At 34.3% G+C, this 20,694-nt stretch carries 23 protein-coding genes; 4 read left to right on the top strand and 19 right to left on the bottom strand.

Going from position 1 to position 20,694, the window contains the following annotated elements:
- Window positions 1–405: 405 nt before the first annotated feature.
- The 5 genes from ACXVYO_RS25830 to ACXVYO_RS25810 all read right to left on the bottom strand — a co-directional run bounded on the left by ACXVYO_RS25830 (window position 406) and on the right by ACXVYO_RS25810 (window position 3,462).
- The gene (locus ACXVYO_RS25830; protein WP_458469014.1) at window positions 406–1,461 is read right to left on the bottom strand and encodes an LLM class flavin-dependent oxidoreductase; all 1,056 of its coding nucleotides are present in this window, start codon (window positions 1,459–1,461) and stop codon (window positions 406–408) included.
- A gap of 83 nt (window positions 1,462–1,544) precedes the next feature.
- Window positions 1,545–1,988, bottom strand: coding sequence for a MarR family winged helix-turn-helix transcriptional regulator (locus tag ACXVYO_RS25825; protein ID WP_001205523.1), 444 nt, complete (start codon window positions 1,986–1,988; stop codon window positions 1,545–1,547).
- 153 nt (window positions 1,989–2,141) lie between these two features.
- A complete protein-coding gene (locus ACXVYO_RS25820) occupies window positions 2,142–2,465 on the bottom strand; it encodes a carboxymuconolactone decarboxylase family protein (RefSeq protein ID WP_458469013.1) in 324 nt (107 codons plus the stop codon).
- Between the two features lie 11 nt (window positions 2,466–2,476).
- Window positions 2,477–2,872 (bottom strand): tautomerase family protein, encoded by a 396-nt coding sequence (locus tag ACXVYO_RS25815; protein WP_458469011.1) that lies wholly within the window; start codon window positions 2,870–2,872, stop codon window positions 2,477–2,479.
- Window positions 2,873–2,913: 41 nt separating this feature from the next.
- Complete coding sequence (locus tag ACXVYO_RS25810; RefSeq protein WP_458469009.1) at window positions 2,914–3,462, bottom strand: DUF4865 family protein; 549 nt, start codon at window positions 3,460–3,462, stop codon at window positions 2,914–2,916.
- Window positions 3,463–3,582: 120 nt separating this feature from the next.
- Here ACXVYO_RS25810 and ACXVYO_RS25805 point away from each other — a divergent pair, with 120 nt between their 5' ends.
- The gene (locus ACXVYO_RS25805; RefSeq protein WP_458469008.1) at window positions 3,583–4,371 is read left to right on the top strand and encodes a LysR family transcriptional regulator; all 789 of its coding nucleotides are present in this window, start codon (window positions 3,583–3,585) and stop codon (window positions 4,369–4,371) included.
- Window positions 4,372–4,467: 96 nt separating this feature from the next.
- Here ACXVYO_RS25805 and ACXVYO_RS25800 read toward each other — a convergent pair whose 3' ends face one another.
- From ACXVYO_RS25800 to ACXVYO_RS25770, 7 genes are all read right to left on the bottom strand, one after another.
- Window positions 4,468–5,421 carry a branched-chain amino acid ABC transporter permease gene (locus ACXVYO_RS25800; RefSeq protein ID WP_458469150.1) on the bottom strand — a complete coding sequence of 318 codons (954 nt, stop codon included), beginning with the start codon at window positions 5,419–5,421 and terminating at the stop codon, window positions 4,468–4,470.
- A 49-nt stretch (window positions 5,422–5,470) separates the two neighbouring features.
- Window positions 5,471–6,331, bottom strand: coding sequence for a branched-chain amino acid ABC transporter permease (locus ACXVYO_RS25795; RefSeq protein ID WP_431142451.1), 861 nt, complete (start codon window positions 6,329–6,331; stop codon window positions 5,471–5,473).
- A gap of 21 nt (window positions 6,332–6,352) precedes the next feature.
- Window positions 6,353–7,054, bottom strand: coding sequence for a branched-chain amino acid ABC transporter ATP-binding protein (locus ACXVYO_RS25790; RefSeq protein WP_458469006.1), 702 nt, complete (start codon window positions 7,052–7,054; stop codon window positions 6,353–6,355).
- A complete protein-coding gene (locus ACXVYO_RS25785; RefSeq protein WP_210627216.1) occupies window positions 7,032–7,805 on the bottom strand; it encodes an ABC transporter ATP-binding protein in 774 nt (257 codons plus the stop codon). Before ACXVYO_RS25785 ends, ACXVYO_RS25790 begins: the two co-directional genes overlap by 23 nt.
- An 89-nt stretch (window positions 7,806–7,894) precedes the next feature.
- On the bottom strand, window positions 7,895–9,112 hold the full coding sequence (locus ACXVYO_RS25780; protein WP_458469005.1) for a substrate-binding domain-containing protein: 1,218 nt from the start codon (window positions 9,110–9,112) through the stop codon (window positions 7,895–7,897).
- 286 nt (window positions 9,113–9,398) lie between these two features.
- Entirely contained in the window at window positions 9,399–10,316 is a 918-nt protein-coding gene (locus tag ACXVYO_RS25775) for a CobW family GTP-binding protein (protein ID WP_458469004.1), read from the bottom strand.
- A gap of 103 nt (window positions 10,317–10,419) precedes the next feature.
- Window positions 10,420–11,856 carry a flavin monoamine oxidase family protein gene (locus tag ACXVYO_RS25770; RefSeq protein WP_458469002.1) on the bottom strand — a complete coding sequence of 479 codons (1,437 nt, stop codon included), beginning with the start codon at window positions 11,854–11,856 and terminating at the stop codon, window positions 10,420–10,422.
- Between the two features lie 201 nt (window positions 11,857–12,057).
- Here ACXVYO_RS25770 and ACXVYO_RS25765 point away from each other — a divergent pair, with 201 nt between their 5' ends.
- Window positions 12,058–13,002 (top strand): L-lactate dehydrogenase, encoded by a 945-nt coding sequence (locus tag ACXVYO_RS25765; protein WP_064476369.1) that lies wholly within the window; start codon window positions 12,058–12,060, stop codon window positions 13,000–13,002.
- Between the two features lie 77 nt (window positions 13,003–13,079).
- Here ACXVYO_RS25765 and ACXVYO_RS25760 read toward each other — a convergent pair whose 3' ends face one another.
- The 3 genes from ACXVYO_RS25760 to ACXVYO_RS25750 form a co-directional block, all read right to left on the bottom strand.
- Window positions 13,080–14,093: an AI-2E family transporter gene (locus tag ACXVYO_RS25760; RefSeq protein ID WP_458469000.1), complete on the bottom strand. Its 1,014-nt coding sequence runs from the start codon at window positions 14,091–14,093 to the stop codon at window positions 13,080–13,082.
- Window positions 14,094–14,271: 178 nt separating this feature from the next.
- Window positions 14,272–15,882, bottom strand: coding sequence for an amidase family protein (locus ACXVYO_RS25755; protein WP_458468999.1), 1,611 nt, complete (start codon window positions 15,880–15,882; stop codon window positions 14,272–14,274).
- 109 nt (window positions 15,883–15,991) lie between these two features.
- The gene (locus tag ACXVYO_RS25750) at window positions 15,992–16,123 is read right to left on the bottom strand and encodes a hypothetical protein (RefSeq protein WP_000997341.1); all 132 of its coding nucleotides are present in this window, start codon (window positions 16,121–16,123) and stop codon (window positions 15,992–15,994) included.
- A gap of 178 nt (window positions 16,124–16,301) precedes the next feature.
- Between ACXVYO_RS25750 and ACXVYO_RS25745 the strand changes: the two genes are divergently transcribed.
- The gene (locus ACXVYO_RS25745) at window positions 16,302–16,721 is read left to right on the top strand and encodes a GNAT family N-acetyltransferase (protein WP_458468997.1); all 420 of its coding nucleotides are present in this window, start codon (window positions 16,302–16,304) and stop codon (window positions 16,719–16,721) included.
- Between the two features lie 151 nt (window positions 16,722–16,872).
- Here ACXVYO_RS25745 and ACXVYO_RS25740 read toward each other — a convergent pair whose 3' ends face one another.
- The 4 genes from ACXVYO_RS25740 to ACXVYO_RS25725 all read right to left on the bottom strand — a co-directional run bounded on the left by ACXVYO_RS25740 (window position 16,873) and on the right by ACXVYO_RS25725 (window position 19,676).
- Window positions 16,873–17,475 (bottom strand): nitroreductase family protein, encoded by a 603-nt coding sequence (locus ACXVYO_RS25740; protein ID WP_458468996.1) that lies wholly within the window; start codon window positions 17,473–17,475, stop codon window positions 16,873–16,875.
- 57 nt (window positions 17,476–17,532) lie between these two features.
- The gene (locus tag ACXVYO_RS25735; protein WP_458468994.1) at window positions 17,533–18,183 is read right to left on the bottom strand and encodes a DsbA family oxidoreductase; all 651 of its coding nucleotides are present in this window, start codon (window positions 18,181–18,183) and stop codon (window positions 17,533–17,535) included.
- Window positions 18,184–18,254: 71 nt separating this feature from the next.
- The gene (locus tag ACXVYO_RS25730) at window positions 18,255–18,686 is read right to left on the bottom strand and encodes an Rrf2 family transcriptional regulator (RefSeq protein WP_458468992.1); all 432 of its coding nucleotides are present in this window, start codon (window positions 18,684–18,686) and stop codon (window positions 18,255–18,257) included.
- Window positions 18,687–18,806: 120 nt separating this feature from the next.
- Window positions 18,807–19,676, bottom strand: a complete 870-nt coding sequence (locus tag ACXVYO_RS25725; RefSeq protein WP_458468990.1) for a LysR family transcriptional regulator — start codon at window positions 19,674–19,676, stop codon at window positions 18,807–18,809.
- Window positions 19,677–19,773: 97 nt separating this feature from the next.
- Between ACXVYO_RS25725 and ACXVYO_RS25720 the strand changes: the two genes are divergently transcribed.
- Window positions 19,774–20,679, top strand: a complete 906-nt coding sequence (locus ACXVYO_RS25720; protein ID WP_458468989.1) for a DMT family transporter — start codon at window positions 19,774–19,776, stop codon at window positions 20,677–20,679.
- Window positions 20,680–20,694: the final 15 nt, after the last annotated feature.

The following is a 20,694-nucleotide window of genomic DNA, read 5'->3' as shown; positions in this document are numbered from 1 at the left end:
TGTATAATATACCTGCATAGTAAATTCAGCTGATTTTTGACGTATTATTGACATCATTTTGTCTGAAATATGTCTTTTGTCATTTTTTTGAATTAGATTTTTCTCATTACTAAAATGTATTTTTTTAATATAAGACTTACTTTCGCATCAATAAAACAATCGCTTTTCTCTTTGTACACTTGACTTTTTCACAAAAAAATGTCCTCTTAACCAATGAAGAAATCAGTTAGTTTTTTGTCAAGAGGAAAATGTATTTTAAAAATTCAAACACAAAATATTGTTATTCAAAAATAGAAAATACCCTCCCTCTTTCCAGACTAAAAATTCATTTTTTTGTCATTTTTCCAAACTGAATTCATACATAAAAAATACCGAGAATCGATTAGACTCTCGGTATTTTTTAAATTATTTTGCTGTATGTTTTCTAACAGCCGGTAAAATTTCAGTAGCAATTAATTCGATGTTTTTCTCAATTTTATTAAGTGGTACACCACCAAAATCAATTTGTGCCATAAAACGTTGTTGTCCAAACAATTCATATTGGTAAAGCATTTTTTCAATAATTTGTTGCGGGCTACCAACCATTAATGCGTCACGGTAATCTACTGCATTTGTAAATTGTTGCTTCGGATACCCACCGCCGCGCAGTGTAAGCATACCAGCATTAATATGAGGATAGTATTCATTAAATGCATCTTGTGAATTTTTTGCTGTATAAAATAAACTCGTTGTTGCAACTGGCAAACTCGCTGGATTAAATCCACTTTGCGCCGCAGCCTCACGGTAGGCATCTACTGATCCTTTAAAGTTAATAGCTGGGCCACCTAGTGTTGTTATCATCATTGGTACACCCGCACGTCCTGCTTTAATCGCACTAGCTGGTGGGCCACCAACTGCACGCCAAATTGGTAAGTTATTATTTTTAGCTCTTGGAATAACCGATGCATGTGCAAGCGGCGCTCTGAACTGTCCGTTCCATGTTACATGTTCCTCTTTATTAATTTTTAATAAAAGATCCATTTTCTCTTCAAATAACTCTTCATAATCATTCACATCATAACCAAGTAAACTATATCCCCCAATACGAGATCCACGACCAGCTACGATTTCTGCACGTCCATTAGAAATTAAGTCAATTGTAGCAAAATCCTCATATACTCGTACCGGATCAGATGTACTTACTATCGTTGCTGAACTTGCAATTTTTATATTTTTCGTAGCTTGTGCAATAGCTCCTAAAATAACGGTATGAGCTTGTGTTGTAAAATGAGTTTGATGACTTTCACCGACAGCAAATACATCAAGTCCAGCTCCATCCGCTAACTTAGCTGTTTCAATTAATTCATGAATTCTTTGTTCTGCACTAATTTTCTCTCCGTTATGTGGATTTAAAACATGATCACCAATTGAATATAATCCAAACTCCATTCCTTTACTTCTATCCATACGGTATTTTTCCATAGTTGCTCTCTCCTTTAATTCAGTCGTATTAATTTTCTACATTCAACCATCACTTGATTAGTCAATTGATGGTGTAAAAAAAATTACTCTTGTGGTAATTCTTTTTTTTCACTATGCTTATGAACTTTCGTCATTAGCTCGTATAATATTTTCTGCTCTTCTTCATTTAATACATCATCAAAAAACGAAGATTGAAATGCAAGTTGCTCTGGCAACGCTCTCTCCAAAGCTGCTTCCCCTTGCTCTGTAAGACTAATTGTTTTCGTTTTCCAGTCTTGTTTTCGCACAATATATCCTTCTTTTTCAAGACGAGTTAACATTCGAGAAATACCGCCTTGTGTAACAGTTACCTTTTCAGCTAATTCCATTTGTGTTAGCGGCTGATACGTACGTATTTGTAAAAGCACATCAAATTGAGCTGTCGTTAAATCAAAACGTTTTAAAAACTCGTTTGACATCTGATTACTTTGGTTCGTAAATCGTATTAAACGTAACCATATTAATGACCCTATCGTATTATCACGCATATTTGATCACTTCCTATCGTGAATCTTACTATCACTTTACTACGCAAGTGATAAAAAAGCAAGAGAAAACGTGAAAAATATCTCATTAGAGTATTGCACAAATAACGATAAGAAAGAATTCATTTCAACATGAATTCTTTCTTATCGCTATTCTTAACTTTCCATTTCATTCATTGCTATATTTAAAGCTGCTACCGCTTTTGGCCAGCCAACATAAAAAGCCATATGTGTTATTAATACAATCATTTCATTCTCCATAATTCCATTTTGCTTTGCCAGCTGCAAATGAAATGGTAATCGTTCTGTCTGATTAATACTAATTAGTGCCGCCACTGTACATAAACTTCTTTCTCTTAATGTTAAAGTGGCATCCCGCCACACTTCCTCGAACAATATCTCTTCACTATAATGAGCAAATGCAGATGCGATTTCTCTCATTTTCTTTTGAATACAATATTCAATGGACTCATTCATCATTTCACTCCCCTTCATTTTACCAATTGCGCCAATCCTTGACCAAACGACCAATTTTCAGCAGCTGTCTCATTTAGTGTAATAAAAATGTCTGCACTTTTTATACTAGAACATTCAGAAATCTTCAAGGATATCGACTGATACAGATCACTTTTCTGTTTTATTGTTCTTCCCGGTCCACATGTAATAGAAACATAAATCATATTCTTTGTTCTTTTTTCTCCTCCTTCCAACAAATAATATGGATTATATAAAAAGTGATTTTGCGAGTAAGATAAAAACAGTTGAAAATAATCATTTTCAGGGATGTTAAAATGTTCAATTAATGAAAGATGAATACATTCACCTATCTTTTTGATCTCTTCTTTATTTAATTTATTTTCATGATAATAAACGTTCACAAAAGGCATACATTTTCATTCCTTTTCTTAATTTAACATTCAACAAATTTTCATCGTGAAATGTGCAAAATCTTATATACTGTAACATCTTTATTCGTTACCATATCAGGCTTTTCATTATAAAATCTGAATTGACTATATCCCCATTTATCTGGATTATAAATGATTACATTTCCTATACACTTTTCTATGTTTTGCACATTTTCATTTATAGTATTTAATTGCATACTCTTCAGTGAATTACTTTTTGAAATATTCCCTGTATACTCAACAGCATATTTACTTTTTTTAAAATCATCACTTAGATTAACAACTAATGGAACACCTATATTTATTTGTTGCCATCCAAAAGATTGTAAAATATTATCGTAATACCCTTCAAATATAAATTTGTTCATTCCTTCATGGCCATTCCAAATATATAAAGGTGCATAACAGTTATAAAAATTCCCGTCCTTCCCTGCCTCTGTAATTAAATATGCTTTGAAATTCAATTCTTGAAAACCATCCGTTTTATGCCCATTATCCTTTACCCTTTTTTTAATGATCTCCATATTATAATCCTTCGGCAAAATGACTTTATATTGCATTCCAATCATGTTTATCACTCACTTTCTATCTTATATACACAATGATAAACCGATGATTGACTAGCGTAAAATAGGTATAAATTATGTTTGATATCATTTATAATGATACCGTATAAGGAGCTGTGATACATGGAAATAAATGATCTTATTATATTCAAAACTGTAGCTAGTGAAGGCTCTATTAGTAAGGCTGCTAAAGAGTTAGGATATGTTCAGCCAAACGTAACTGAGCGAATAAAAAAATTAGAACAAGAATTAGAAACTCCTTTACTACATAGAGATAACAAAGGCGTTTCCTTATTACCTTCTGGTGACATTTTATTAGACTACACGAATCAAATATTAACTCTAGTAGAAGCAGCAAAAGAAAAAATTAAAACGAGTGGTTCTTCTTATATAATCGCAACGTCACAATCTATTTTGACCAATTATGTAAGTAAGCGTATTAAAGAGAATTTCAGGAATTATCAAATATATGTAGAAAATAGTAGTCATTTGCATAAATTACTGCAACAACAAAAAGTTGATATGGTCATCACTTACGAGGATGACCCCGAAGCAGCTTTTAAAAAGGTATTTACTACTTCCATTTCTGTAGGCTTATTAAAAGCGAAAAAAACGCCTATCATTGACTATTCAAAGGAACTCTTCTTCGTTAGTAATGATAAAAAGTGCCCTTTTAGAAATAAGACGATACAATTTCTAAAAGAAAATAATTTATCTCAACGTCAACTTCAACAATTAGATTCTTATTCGCTTATGGAAGAGTTTATTCAGGATGGAAAAGGAATAGCCTTTTTACCGATTAAAAATGATAAATTAGTACAAATTGAAGATGTTCCAATTGAGAAATTAGCTGTTCATTTTTTTACAAATCAAAACTCTTTAAAACAAATACCTAATGAATTATTTGATTAGGATAATAGCTTTAAACTAACTAATTACATACACCAATAAAAATCCCTCCTTTACGAATCTAAAAGAGGGATTTTTATATTCTATACAATTGATTTTTCACACGTTTTGCTCCACTTCTGCACTTTTCTCCTTCTTACTCCGTTTCATATTCTTCAGGCTCTTAATCGTCCCAACTAATCCTTTCGGAAAAACTAGCAATACGATAATGTACAATAAACCAAGAATAATCGTCCATCGTTCAAAAATCGGATACGCTGTAGCTAGTTCTGATAAATAATATTTCAGTGATTCAATAATTCCAGCTCCAGCAATTGCTCCAATTAACGTTCCAACGCCTCCAATCATTGTCATCAATAATGCATTTAATGTCATTTCAATTGAAAATACAGTCGTATTAACAAAACGCAATGTGATAACAAATAAACCACCACTAATCGCAGCTACTACTCCTGCCACAATGCTAGCAATAATTTTATAATGAAGAACTTTATATCCTAGTGCCTCAACACGTTGCTCATTTTGTGAAATTGCTTTTAATACTTTTCCAATTGAAGATTTTGTGAAAAGACGTAACAGAATAAAAATAACAATTAAACATATAAGTGTTACATAATAAAAGGTAAAACGATCACGGAATATATCTGGTACACCAAATGTAAAACCATCCCCTCCGTGAGTGAGCCCACGCCATTTTTCAGCCAGTACGAAAAATAACTGTGAAATAGCAAGTGTTAACATTGCGTAAAAATGACTTTTCAACCGTAAAGAAAGCAAACCGATTATATAACTAACAATTGCTGAAATAATAATTGCAGCTACTATCCCTATTAAAAAGTTCGTTATGGATACTCCTTGCCGATCAAATAAAAGCGCTACTCCATATGCTCCTATTCCGAAGAACATACAATGGCCGAATGATACAATTCCGGTATACCCAAGCAATACATCAAAACTCATTGCAAAAATAGCAAAGATGAAGATTTGAGTGAACAAGATTAACAAACTCCGTGAATCATTTACGAATGGAAATACACTTAAACAAATGAGCATACATACTCCGAAGTATACTTTAATTCGAGTTGATGTACCGGTCACCATTTCACCCCTTCTCACTAACAAGTCCGTTTGGCTTCACTATTAAGAAAAATAGTAACATTAACATATTGATTGCAAGTGATAAATCCGGTATAAAATACGCTGTAAAAGCACCAGCTAATCCGACAATTAAAGAAGCGATTGCTGAACCTTGTACGCTTCCTAACCCTCCAATGATTACTACTATGAAAGCTAAAATCGCATACTGCATACCCATCTCGGCAAAAATAACGCCTGAATACGGTGCTAATAAGAAGCCTCCCAACGCTGCCATCCCTGCTCCTAATAAAAAAACGAAAGAAAATATCGCTTTTACGTTAATACCGAGTGCTTGAACCATCTCTTTATCCATTACACCTGCGCGAATCATTAGACCTATCTTTGTTTTCTTCAGCAATAATAGTAAGGCAATGTAAATGATGATCCCAATTAAAATAACGAATAGACGATATTTAATTAATATAATACCTTCAAATGTATAACTACCTTGTAACCATAACGGTAATTTGGCACCAATTGGATTTGGTCCCCAAAATACTTTAATACATTCACTAAGTACAAGCATTCCCCCAAGCGTCACAAGAAGCTGGCGAACATGATTTCCATATACCGGTCTAATAAGGAATCTTTCTAAAATGAATCCAAGAAACATCCCCATAGCAATTGCTCCAATTAACGCTAATACATAACTACCTGTCATATTAAATAGCCAAACACCTGTAAACGCTCCCCACGCAAATAAACCACCATGTGCGAAGTTTAGAACGCTCATTAAACCGAAAATAAGTGAAAGACCTGATGCTAATAAAAAAATGAGCATCCCTGTTGAAATCCCATTTACAAATAAATTGATTAACACATCCATCTTTTTCACCCCGGATTCATGTTAAGAGATTCCTAAATATTTATGACACATTTCCTTATCCTCTTTTAATTCATGCATAAAACCGTTATGAACAATTTTTCCGTTATCCATAATATAAAAGTAATCACCAATTTGACTAGCCATCATAAAATTTTGTTCAACGAGTAAAACTGTTGTTTTCTCCTTCATTTTCAAAATGGCTATCATTAATTTTTCTATCATAATGGGGGACAAGCCTTTACTCGGCTCATCAATAAGTAATAAACCATCACTATTTATAAACGCTCTTGAAATTGCTAGCATTTGCTTTTGTCCTCCACTTAAGAGTCCGCTTTTTTTGTGCCAAAACTGCTTTAGATCCGGAAATAATTCAAGCATCCATTCAATTTTATCTTCCGCTTCTTCTCCCTTCCCTCTAGCAAGAGCGAATGTTTCTTCTATTGTCAGGTCGTAAAAAATACCTTGATTTTCTGGTACATACCCTATTCCTTTCCTTGAAATTAAATGTGTAGATAATCCATTTACTTGTGTACTATCATAATAAATTTCACCATGTGCGATATGGTGAAACCCCATAACCGAACGTAATGTCGTAGTCTTCCCTGCCCCATTTCTTCCAAACAGTACAGTAATCGTTCCTTTCTCAACAGCAAGAGATACTCCTTGTAAAATATGAAACTGATCTAAATACGTCTCTATATTATTCACTTGTAATAGTGCCACTATATAATCCCCCTAAATAAGCACTTTGTACACGCTCATCTTTCATAATTTCTTCGGGCAAACCTTCAGCTAATAACTCTCCATGGAATAAAACGATAAGATGGTCTGACAAACCTAGTACCATATCCATTTTGTGTTCAATCAGTACAATTGTACTCTCTGGATGTTTCTTAATATTTTCAATCACTTGTAAAATTGCCGGTACCTCCTCGACTGATATACCTGCCGTCGGCTCATCAAGTAGTAACACATCCGTTTTTAAAGCTAATAACATCGCAAGCTCTAACTTTCGTTTTTCTCCATGCGCTAAATCTTTCGCTAATACATGTTCTTTCTCCTGAAGTAATACCGTTTTTAAGAACCGTCTCGCTTCTCCCACTTGTTGTTTAAATTTTGCCGAACTCGGAAAAAAACTATAGTAATCTTGAACAAATGATTGAACACTTAAACGAACATTTTCAAGTACCGTTAACTCCGGGAATATATTTGTAAGTTGAAAAGAACGACCAATTCCTAATCGAGTTCGATCCGAAATTGATAATTTTGTAATCTCTTGTCCTTTAAAATATACTTCACCCTTCGTTGGAGAAATTTGTCCACTAAGTAAATTAAATAATGTTGTCTTTCCTGCACCGTTTGGTCCAATAATGGAAATGAGCTTTCCTTTTTGTACTGTTACATTCACATCCTTAATAACATGATGTTCACCAAAAGATACGCTAAGATTTTTCGTTTCAAGCAAGTGTGTCACGAAATCCCTCCCTTTAAAGCTTTCAGTGCGAAAGAAATACGTATAAAGAGGGTATTCCCTCTTTATACAAAAACAACAGAAAATTCAGTCTATTTATTTTGAACTGGTGGTTCTGTCTCTTTCATCGTTAATTCTCGCTCTAATACTGGCACCGGATAATCAACACCATCTTGCTTTTTCAATGTAATGGAATACAGTGTCTGCATCGCTTGGTGATCCTTTTCTCTAAACTTCATCTTTCCTTTCGGTGTATCAAATTCCATTCCTTCCATTTTCTTAATCAATGTATCTACATCTGTATCACCTTTTGTTTTCTTTAAAGCTTCTACAATTGAAATTGCCGCTGACATTCCTCCTGCTGTAAATAAATCTGGCACCGCACCATTAAATCGTTTTTTATGTTCTTCCACTAACCAATCATTCACCTTATTTTTCGGGAGTGTATGATAATAAACAGAAAAACCTTGCATTCCTACTAACGCATCCATCGTTTTTAATGCCGGTATATCTGGTGCACCGGTAGAAATTTTAATACCTTGCGCTTCCACATTCATATCTTTTAACTGTTTCCAAGGTGAATTTGCCCCAGCCCAAACGATAAATAAATAATCCGGTTTTGAGCTAATGATATTTTGAATATTTGCAGTGAAGTCAGTCGAATTTATATCAGCATATTGCTCGTTTACAATATTCGCACCTAATTTCTTCGCTCCAGCTTTAAACGCTGCAATCCCTTCACGGCCAAATGCATTATCCGGGGCAAACGTCGCAATCTTTACATCTTTTTTTGCAATTGCCGCTGCTCCTGCAATCGCATCTTGCGAAGAACTTCTTCCTGTTCTAAAAATATATTTATTCCAGTTCTTTCCGGTAATACTATCAGCAACTGCCGGTTCAACAACCATTATTTTTTCATATTCTTCAGCTAGTGGTAATACCGCTAATGTATCACTTGAACTAGATGATCCGACTAAAAAATCGACTTTCTCTTCTTCTAATAACTTCGTAGCTTTTTTAACCGCCACCTCTGCTTTTGTTTCCGTATCTTCTACAACAAACTTAATCTTCTTCCCTTCCACTTTCCCAGTTCCACCCGTTGCATAGTCTAACCCTAATTCAAATCCGTTCATTGTTTGTTTTCCATACGATTCTAATGGACCTGTTAATGAAGCAAGAACCCCTACCTTAATCGTCTTTTCATCCTCTGTACTTGTTTTCTTTCCTGAACAAGCTGCCGTTATTAATAACGAACCTAAAATACAACCAGTAGCCACCGTTCTTAGCCATTTACGTTTTTTCATCGACATTGTGATCCTCCCCATACTTTTCTTTCTGATAGAATCAAACACGCCAAAGTCCCCTGTCCGTAATCATGACTAACTATAAGATAGGTAATGGAAAACTCTTGTAGTATCCTCTACATTCGGCACAAATCTATAATCACCTTCCTATTTAATGGAAACGGACATACAATCAATATATATTCTGCTTCCCAGTTGAAAATACTGTTTCGTTACAGTATTAATCACGAAAAAGGCTGCAATAATTAACTTAAGTTCTTAAGTCAATTATTGCAGCCTATCTAAAAAACACTTAATTATTTTCTACCTTCTCTAACCCTTCAGCCAATTGTTCCTTATCTAGCCCTTCTCCTATTACTACCAAGTTCGTCGGGAAACCGAAGTCTTGTTCCAGTAAAATCGGTACCCCGAACGAATATTGGAATAGGTGCGGGTATTTATCTCCATGAAATTTCACAAATCCTTTTACGCGATAAATACTATCTGGTAAATTCGAAAGCCATTCATATAATTTGTCTTGATCGATCGATTTCGTAAATTGATACGTCATCGTTTGTATATGTAAATGCTGTTTGACATGTAGTGTCTCATGTTCCCCATCATTCATAAATTCAGCTTCTTCTATATCTTCTAAAGATATATTACAATATTTTGTTTCAAACAATTTCGCATGATTATTTATCGCTTTCACTTCTTCAATTACTTTGTTCTTATCCGCTTCTGTTAGTAAATCTGATTTATTAATTAAAATGTGGCTACCAAACTTTAGTTGCTCATGCAATAATTGCTGAACGTTTGCACTTAATACACTTCGATTTAACCATCTTACTGCATCTAAAACGACTACAATTGATTTCACTTCCAGGAAAGGCGCTAAAATTGGTGATACACATGCATCTAACACTTCAATTGGATGCGCAACACCTGTCGTTTCTATATAAATGACATCTGGTTTTTCTTGCTGATATAACGAATGCAACTGTATTTCAAGCTCTTCTTTTAGCGTACAACAAATACATCCTTTCAGAAGCTCTCTTAAAACATTCTCTTTTCCAATAATATCGGTATCTACCGAGTATTCACCAATTTCATTCATTAATACTGCAACTTTTCTATTCTTCTTTTTCTCCGCTAACAATAAATTTTGTAATAATGTTGATTTTCCACTACCTAAAAAGCCACCTAATATATGAATTTCTACTTTTTTCATTTGATCGACCATCCATTTCTTTATTTCAAACGTATTCAAAGCGTAATAATTACGATTTATATTAATCATTTTATTAAAAGAATAGTGATTTGTAAATATATCTTCACTGTTCGTTTACTTCATAAGCAACTCGAATTCCAGATTCTATTGCTCCTTGCATCCATCCATGTGTTAATGTCGTATGCTCTCCTGCAAAGTGTACTTTTCCAGATGGTGGTGTAATATACGGAAATAACTCGAGCTCTTGACCCGGTTCGAAAGCTGTAAATGCGCCGCAAGAATACGGATTTTGACTCCAGCTAAAAGATGTTCCAGTAACAAACTCACTATAAACGATGTTACCGTATATTTTCGCTAAATTTTTTAATGCGCAACGAATACGATCTCTATGCGAGAGACTATCCCACGTTAACGCCTCATCTGCCCACGTATAACTAGCTAAAACGATAGCTGCCCCTGGTGTGTGAATGCCATAACTCGGATAATATGTAAATCGGATAGGTAAATCTGTAATAGATTTACCTCCACACTGTCCCGCCTTCTCCCAAAATCGACTTTTAAACTCTATCGCAATTTTAGTTGCAGCAATATAATTCAACTCACGAATTGCTCGTCTTTTAAAATAAGAGAGTAAATGATATGGCTGAACTTCTACAAAGCGTAACGCTGAAAATGGAATTGTGACAATCGCGATGTCGCCTGTTACCATAAATGAATGTAACGTTTGTTCATGTATCACTTGCATCATTACTTTATTATCTTCCTGTATAATTTTTTCTACTTTATACGACATAAAAATATTATCTTTTAATTCCGGTAAAAATGAATTTGGTAATGCATCCATCCCGCCCGTTATCTCGTAATATTTTGTCGTTGAGGTAAAAAAGATCATTTCACGTAATACTTCAATTAAAGACATTCCCATATATGCTTCCATATCAAGAAGTATCCCAATCATATCTATTGCTCCATCTGAATAATACTCGCTTAAAAATGATCCGAGCGAGTATGTTTTATACTTTTTTTCAACGATGATCCAGTTTTTATTAGGATCTTTTTTTATAAAATTAAGTATTGGTTCTAATACTGCTAACATTAACTCTTCTGCCGTTTTTCCTTTTTCGTTCTCTAAAATTGGATATCCAAGTATACTTGGATTTTTTTCGAATATGCTCAATCTCGTTTTAATATTATTCGTATAAATAATATCTGAAGCGGTTTTATTTATAAACAGATTTAACGGTAATTTAAATTTACGAATGTAAGCTATAGTTAATTCATGTGTTTCAGGAATTCGCATCGGCCCTGCATTAAAATATAAACCAAAGCTAAATGGTTCCCGGATCGTATATATTCTTCCGCCTATTCGGTTATTCGCTTCTAAAATTGTTATGTTATGACCCGCTTCTTTCAATAACGATGCTGCAACTAAGCCCGAAATCCCTGCACCAGCAATAATAATCTGCTTTGGCTTCTTCGTTTTAACGAGCCCCACATTAATAATATGAAGCATTTTTTCCATCGTTAATGGCTGCATCATGCCCTTTTCTCCTTCAATAAAGGATTTTATTGCATTATATTCGGTTAACTTACTTACTATGTTTCATGCAAGAAATTGCACGGATACATTTTCAAATACTTGAATATCTTTTATAAAATGTAATAAACTAGATATGACTCTATAGAAGTAAGACGTATTATCTTACATAATAAAATCAATGAAATTGCGAGGAATTTTGAAATGAAAAAAGGTATTAACCGTGTTGTATTAGTAGGAACAGGAGCGGTTGGATGTAGTTATGCTTACTGCATGATTAACCAAGCTGTAGCTGAAGAGTTTGTTTTAGTTGATGTAAACGAGGCAAAAGCTGAAGGAGAAGCAATGGATTTAAGTCATGCTGTTCCTTTTGCACCAGCTCCAACTAGAGTATGGAAAGGCAGCTATGAAGATTGTAAAGACGCTGACCTTGTAGTTATTACTGCTGGATTACCACAAAAACCAGGCGAAACACGTTTAGATTTAGTTGAGAAAAACGCGAAAATCTTTAAACAAATCGTTCGTAGTATTATGGATAGCGGATTTGATGGTATCTTCTTAATCGCCACTAACCCTGTCGATATTTTAACTTACGTAACTTGGAAAGAATCTGGTTTACCAAAAGAACGTGTAATCGGTTCTGGTACAACTCTTGATTCTGCTCGTTTCCGCTATATGTTAGGTGAGTATTTCGATATTGGTCCACACAACATTCATGCTTATATTATTGGAGAACATGGTGATACGGAACTTCCTGTTTGGAGTCACGTATCCATTGGTATTCAAAAACTACAAACGCTTCTTGACAAAGACAACACATACACGCAAGAAGATTTAGACAAAATCTTCATAAATGTTCGTGATGCAGCTTACCATATTATTGAGCGAAAAGGTGCAACTTACTATGGTATTGGCATGTCACTTCTACGTGTTACTAAGGCGATTTTAAACGACGAAAATAGTGTATTAACAGTATCAGCTTACTTAGAAGGTCAATACGGTCAAAAAGATGTTTATATCGGCGTCCCTGCTGTTTTAAATCGCGGCGGTGTTCGTGAAATTTTAGAAGTGGAATTAAGTGAAGAAGAAGAATTAAAATTCGATCACTCTGTTCAAGTGTTGAAAGAAACAATGGCTCCAGTTCTTTAATATGTATAGTAAAAAGCAATCCAATTTATTTTGGATTGCTTTTTCATTGTTCACTCATTGAAAACATCAGTTATTTTCTATTTTTTAATCGACCCCTCATTATTTACATTAAGTACATCTAATAAGAAGATGAAGATTGGTATACCAATAATAAGCCCCCATATTCCAAGGAAATGCTCTGAAAAGATGAGAATCATAAATGTATAAAAGATTGGTAAATTCGTTTTCGCAGACATGAACTTCGGGTTTAAAAAATAACTTTCAAGAGCATGGATTATTGTAATGAACACAAGTATGTATACAACATACATAACTCCGCCTACGTTATAAGCAATAATACATAGCGGGAACAAGGAAATGAATACACCGGCAACAGGAATTAATCCTAGTAAGAAAATCATGACAGCTAATACGAGAAGCTGCGGAAATCCTAAAACAATTAATGCAATGACAGTAAGAATACAATTGACAATTGCAATTAAAAACTGCGCTTCAATTACTTTACCGAACGATCTTGCAAACCTTTCACCAAAATATGCAATCTCCTCATAAAAAACCTTCAGACTACTATCTTTAAATTTCGAAGTAAATGATATGATGCGTTCTTTTTCTAACAAGAAAAATAAACTTAAAATAAGAGAGAGCAGTATTTGCAAACTGACTTTTCCTATATTTGCAATCGATTGATATATGACATCTACACCTTGTTCTATATATTTTGAGACTTCCATCCCATTAATTGTTGAAAGTGCATATTTAATGATCTCATTATCAGGTGGATTTTGAAAAAACAACCTAAACTGATAAATCAATTGGGAAATTTGTATCGTTAGCACAGGTAAGTATTTATATAATGTTGTGCCGATAAAAGTAACTAATATGATATACAAACATGCGATAACAATTTTCCGATTCACTTTCAATTTCTTTGAAATAAAACGTTGAAACCGATCCATTAAAAATGTCAGTATGAACGTAATTAATATTAAATTAATCATACTTTTTAATCCATATAATACAAGCGCTACTATTATTAAAACGAGAAACCGTTGGAACCCTCTACTTCGAAAGAAATTTTTCACTTCATTCATTAAGATTTAACCTCCCCCTTCAATGGATGGAAATTGAATATATTACATTTTATGAACTTCTATAGACAATCTTTCTTACTAATTGAGAAGAATCCTTTTTTTCTTTTAATAATGTTAGATTCTTTTTCTATTAGCACATCAACATAATTTAGTGGTACTCTTTTTTTCGTTTACCCTTTTACAATTTTGGTGATTTTCTATTTTTAGACTGCTGCTCATACGCATATCCCATATTGAACAGATCCTTTTCACCGAATTGCTTCCCGACAAACACTGCACCTACTGGCTCTCCATTGTTATCATATCCTGCTGGAACAGCTAATTCTGGATAGCCAGCTACAGCTGATAGAAGAACTTCATCGTTGTTAATCATAACTAAAGCATCCAAACCTTTTTCTACTAAATACCTATCTAGCTCTTTTCTTGCATTTTCTTGACTCGTTTGCACTACTTTTTGAAACTCATCTTTCGTTATAGCAGATTTTTCAGATCCCTCAATTAATGTTTGTCCATATTTTATTCGCCTATTACTATCCTTTTTATTAAACGTTATAATCTCTTCTAGTGATTTTACCGGTACATTTTTTTGCTTTGAAAGATAATCGTTAACATTATGTTTGAACTCATATTCTAACGTTTGCAAATTATCTACACCCTCAGCGTTTAACTGAATATCATCAGTCAAGATTGCACCTGCATCTCGAAGGTCTTTTCTAATCTTTTCTGCTACTTCTTTTCTATTTTCATCTTGTCGGTCTATTGAAAAAAGAACTCCTACTTTTTTCCCTTTCAATCCGTCTATTGATAAATCTTTCGTATAATCAATTCTTTCTTTATTTTTCATTTTTTCTGTCATAGCATCTTTTTCATCAAAACTTACCATTATGTTAAATAACGTTGCCGCATCCTTTACCGTTCTTGCCATCGGTCCTGCTGTATCAAGTGTTTCAGCTAATGGAATAATGCCTGATCTACTCACCATACCTAGTGATGGGCGTAATCCAACTACTGATTGCTGCGTCGCTGGTGCTACAATCGATCCAGTCGTTTCCGTCCCAATTGCAAGTGGTGCAAAATCTGCCGCAACTACTGTAGCAGACCCTGAACTTGATCCCGATGTATCAAACGTAATCGGACCGTACGGATTCAAATTTTGTCCTTTTTTCCCGCTATATCCGCTAGGCATTGTAAAAGATAAATAATTTGCCCACTCAGACATATTCGCTTTTCCTAAAACGAAAGCACCTTCTTCTTTCAACTTCTTCACGATCGTCGCATCTTCATCTGCAATCCACTCTTTTAACACATACGTACCCGCGCTTGTCGGCATCACCTTTTCTGTTTGTATATTATCTTTTACGATAACTGGCATGCCGTATAAGTTCGACTTCTTATTGAAAGATCTTTCTTTATCTAGCTTTCGCGCTTCTTCCATTGCATTTGGATTAATCTCTGTAACAGCATTTAATGATATTCCATTTTGGTCATGTTCTTGTATTCTAAAAAGATAAATACTCGTTAATTCTTCATATGATAATTTCCCATCATCAATCATTTTTTGAAGCTCATCTACAGTCGCATTAACGACTTCTTTTTCTTTTATCTTTACATTTTCTATATTAATTCCTTTCAACTGATTATGTATCGGTTTTAACACTCTATCTTTATCATATACGATAAGCTCCGGTTCCTTTGGAAAAAAATTTTTATACACGTAATATCCTCCGCCACATGCCAATAGGACAATACCTCCAGCGATCGACAACGTTACCTTTACCCACTTTTTCATGCTGTTTCCTCCGCTCTAAAAGTTCCTCAACCGTATTGAAAAAGAGAGTTATCCTTGTAACCCTCTCTTTTTAAAATGCTAAATGAAAAAATGAAGAATTTCACTTTCATTACTTCTTTTTTTGCATTTGCTTCGCTAATAATTCTTTCACCTGATTATATGTTAATCCCGAATTTTTATTTAAACGTTTTACTTCCTCAACATCAGTACCTACCACTGTATATTTTTTCTCATCATTCATTTTTCCACTTCCCTTTCTATTGCATTATTTCTAATATTTTTTCCCTAAACCCTTATAAATTAATACAAATAAGGAAACTGTCCGAAAATCAATACCTAAGGGCAATTACGTAAGAGGAAACGATAATAAAATGTCGAATGTATATACTTGTTGAATTTAAGAGCTTGGAGGGTACATTTTGAAAATATATGAGTTTAAACATAACATTCCAACATTAGAAGAGTACAAATACTTGTGTGATTCTGTTGGATGGACTGATTATATGAATTTTAATGTAGCAGATATTTCACTGAAGAATTCTATTCACTGCATCACAGTAAAAGATAATGAACAAATGATCGGCATGGGGAGAATTGTTGGCGATGGATCTATCTATTTCCATATTCAAGATATAGTAGTTCATCCGGACTATCAGAAACATGGTATCGGGAAAGAGATCATGCATCGCTTAGTTACATACTTACATGAAAATGCCCCTGATAAGGCGTTTGTCGGTTTGTTTGCATCAGAAGGTAAAGAATCGTTCTATGAGAAATTTGATTTTAAAGATTACTCACCAAACATGACGGGGATGTTTACTGTCATTTCAAAAACATAAACATAATAGATTTTTAATTGTAAGGAAACACTTCGGTTCTTATAAAGGAATTTGTTCTTGCGGTAAAAGTTTAACATTACATACGAAAGGAGAGTACATATATGGCTAATATGTACTCTCCTTTTATTTCACTCTTTATATATTAAATTTTTTAATAAAATTTCACTACATTTTCAGTAGGTAAGAAAGTTCTTTCTCCCGGTTGTTCATTTGGCTCACCAAATGGCATTTGTCCTACTAAGCTCCACTCTGCTGGAATATTCCAAGTTTCTTTCACTTCAGCATCTACGATTGGATTGTAATGTTGTAATGATGCACCAATTCCTTCAGCTGATAATAACATCCATACAGTATGTTGTAACATTGCATTTCCTTGATGAGACCAGAATGGGAACTGATCTTTATATAATGGTGCATTTTCTTGCATTTTTTCTACTGTTGCTTGATCTTCAAAGAATAACACAGTCCCAACACCTGTATGGAAACCTTTTAATCTTTCTACAGTCGCTTCAAAGTTTTCTGCTGGTACGCGGGCTCTTAGTGTTTCTTTAACAATATCCCAAAACTTTTCATGTTCTCCATCCATTAATACAACCATACGACCACTTTGCATATTGAAAGATGTTGGTGCGTGTAAAGCTGTTTTTAAAACTTCTTCAATTCTTTCTTTCGTAATTGCATCGTTTTTTGTTACTTTACGAATGGAACGACGGTTCACGATTGCTTCTTTTAAGTTTGTTGTAGTTGCTGACATTTTCATTCCTCCAAATATTTGTTTTATAATTTATTTTGTTATTTCATAACAAGTGAATTAGCAATATCCATCTGTATTACATTGCATACCTTCAAATGAATTTGTTTTAAGCTTTTCCATTTCTTTATCAATGACTCTTTGTAGCGTTTCTTTACTAGCAAGCCCTTGAATGACTTCCTCTCCAATCATGACAGTGGGAACAGCCATAATATTCGCTTCATCATATGCGTGCTGAATCGCTTCTTGATGCTTTTCTTTATATTTACGAGTTACTAACGCATCTTTAAATTCGGCTTCAGGAAGGCCTACTTCTACCGCTAATTTTGTTAAAACATCAATATCTTCAATGTTTTGCTCTTCTTGGAAAAATGCTGTGAATACGCGGTGATGATATTCATTTCCAAGTCCACGTTCTTTCGCAAATTGACATCCTTCGAAAGCTAAATGTGTATATGGATGCGGAGAAACACGTGGCAAACGCATATCAATTCCTAATTTCTTCGCAGTTGGAAGAATGAAAGCATCCCATGAACCTAATTTTTCTGGCTCATTCCATGGATCTATTTTTGAATATGGACTTGGACGTAATTCAAAAGGCATCCATTCAATCTCTACATCATTCTCTTTCGCTACCTCATCTAATGGACCTTTTGCTAAAAAACAAAATGGACATATAAAATCTGAGTATACTTTCATTTTTACAGTCATAACTTTTACACCTTACCTTTTTAGTTGTAATCAAATCAGTTACATTAATAACAAAAAAATATAAATATGATTTAAGCATTCATTTTTGCTTGTAAAGTTTCAAACAACTGCCCCATCGTAATATTTCTCAATACTTCTTCCATCGCAGATTGTGCTTGTATTAATATAACTTCTAATACCGCTTGAATATTTGCTCCAATTGGGCAATCTGGATTTGGTTGCTCGTGAATATGAAATAACTTGTCTTCTTCCACTACATTCACTGCATGATACACATCTAACAATGTGATTTCATGTAAATCCTTTAATAATCCCGCACCACCTGGACCGCGATTTACATATACAAAGCCAGCTTGTTTCAAGTACGACATCATTTTACGAATAACTACTGGATTCGTATTTACACTTTCAGCCATATAGTCTGAAGTACAAAGTGAAGATGGATTGTTTTTCAAAATAGATAAAATATGAACAGCTATAGAAAAGCGGCTACTAATTTTCATCGTGATCACCACCTCGATGTAATCATTATAGTTACAACCAAAAGATAAGTCAATCCTTTTCATAAATTTTTTATAAGCAAATTAAAAAGTGTCCCATTAAGATATATGGAACACCTCTTTTCATTCTGCAAATAGAACTTGAAATTCCTCAATAAATAGCTGCACAGCGATTGAAGAGTCCTTCAATGAAGGAACAGCTAAAGCAATTTCTCTCCATACTTGCGGCTCCAATTCTCTCGTTTGTACATTCTGTGGTAAATTCGTTAAAGATAATTCAGCTAATATTGCAATACCTAGCCCTTCTTGAATCATGTTTAAAGCTGTAGTAACGGTCGATATTACATACTCAGCCCGAAGTGGTACGTTAGCTTGTTTAAACATATCAATAATGGGTGGTTCGTATCCGCCCTTACATAATATGATCGGTTCATTCTCTAAATCACTAATTGTAATAGAGGCCTTCTTACAAAGAGGATGATCCTCTCTTAAGATAGCAACCATTTTTCCCTTCGTTAACGGGACAATCTCCATCTCTTTATTAGGCAAAATAACAATTCCTATATCAACAACCCTCGATACTAACCAATCTTCAACTTCTTTAATTGTTCCTTCACAAAGAACGACTTCTAAATTCGGATACTTTTCTTTAAAATGGTTTATCATTTTCGGTAAGAAATGTGCAGAAGCACTCGGAAAACTCCCAATTCGAATCGTCCCCACTTCGTGTCCTTTCTCCATCGCAACCTCTTGTTCAATCTTCTCTACACCGTTCAAAATCTCTCTAATATGTACAAGAATTCTGTTTCCTACATCCGTAACGATTAATCCTTTTCGTTTATCACGTATAAGAATCGTAACTCCTAACTCTGACTCAATACTTGAAATGGCATGACTTACAGCTGGCTGCGTCATATTTAACACCCGAGCAGCCTTCGTAAAACTACCTAACTCAACAGTTTTTATTAATACTTGCAGTTGTGTAATGGTCATAACTAATCACTTATACTCCTTATAAAAAAGATTCATTTTATTTATTACTGTCGATATCATATCATAGTGAAATGAATAACAACAAGGAGGTCTTACTGTGACACAGCTTTCTCGAACTAAGACGGCCATAATCCTTACCTTTCTCGTTTTCATGTGGGGAATCAATTGGCCTTTATCTAAGTTTGCCCTGCATTATACACCACCCGTTTTATTTGCAGGCGTTCGAACTTTAATTGGAGGATTCATTTTACTCCTTTTCGCATTACCGAAATACAAAGAGTTACACTTAAAAGAAACTTGGCATTTATACGTTATTTCTTCTTTACTTAACATCATTATATTTTACGGATTACAAACTGTCGGCCTTCAATATATGCCTGCTGGGCTATTTTCCGCCATCGTATTTCTACAACCAGTTTTACTCGGCATTTTCTCATGGATTTGGCTTGAAGAATCTATGTACGGCTTAAAAATTTTCGGGCTTGTTCTTGGATTTATTGGCGTAGGTGTGATTAGCTCTAGTAGTTTAACTGGACATATCTCTATTATCGGAATCCTTCTCGCGATAGGATGCGCGATTGGCTGGGCACTAGGTACAGTATTTATTAAGAAAACTGGGCACCGCGTGAATGCTATTTGGATGGTAACACTTCAGCTTATTATTGGTGGGCTTTGCTTAATTGGATTTGGCTCAGAGTTTGAAAGCTGGTCTAGCATCGCTTGGAGTATACCATTTGTTAGCGTACTACTTTTTATTTCATTCTTTGTTATTGCAATGGGATGGCTTGCATACTTTACTCTTGTTGGAGCTGGTGAAGCAAGTAAAGTTGGGGCTTATACATTTCTTATTCCACTAATCGCTATTATTGTAAGTTCAATTTTCTTACATGAGGCCATTACTATTAGCTTATTCATCGGACTATTATTTATTGTGGTGAGTATTTGTTTCGTAAATATAAAGCCGAAAACACTTGCTGTAACGCAGCAGGTTGAAGTGAAATAAATATGAGAAAGAGCC

It is taken from the genome of Bacillus sp. BC08 (assembly GCF_054326875.1).
Note: the sequence above shows the minus strand (reverse complement) of the source record. Positions and strands in the feature narration are given on the sequence as shown.